The sequence below is a fragment of the Pseudoalteromonas sp. 19-MNA-CIBAN-0066 genome (assembly GCF_040308705.1).
GTDB classification, from domain to species: domain Bacteria; phylum Pseudomonadota; class Gammaproteobacteria; order Enterobacterales; family Alteromonadaceae; genus Pseudoalteromonas; species Pseudoalteromonas nigrifaciens.
This window is the reverse complement of sequence record NZ_JBEONZ010000192.1, coordinates 1-275: the sequence shown is the minus strand read 5'-3', so window position 1 is coordinate 275 and position 275 is coordinate 1. Positions and strand designations below refer to the sequence as shown.

Here is a 275-nt window from a genome sequence, read left to right as displayed (position 1 = left end):
GGCGATGGCTTACGTAAGGTTCTTATCAAGCTAGGCGCTGCTAAAGACAACAAACAACGTCTAAAAGCATTGATGGGTTTAAATCCAAAAGACTTAATTGATTCACCACAAAACGGTGAGCCACGTACAGGTCTATCGATGGGCGACCATCAAGCCATCACAGCGCTTGAGTGGAATATCAGCCGTGAAGCACAAGATGAGCTTGCCTTTAACAGCCATCAAAACCTCGCACGCGCTTATGACGAGGGCTTCTTTGATGACTTGATCACCCCGTA

At 46.9% G+C, this 275-nt stretch carries 1 protein-coding gene; it reads left to right on the top strand.

Going from position 1 to position 275, the window contains the following annotated elements; genetic code table 11:
• Window positions 1–275 (top strand): thiolase family protein (locus AAEZ18_RS18770; RefSeq protein ID WP_502935419.1); only part of this gene is annotated, 275 nt, incomplete at both ends.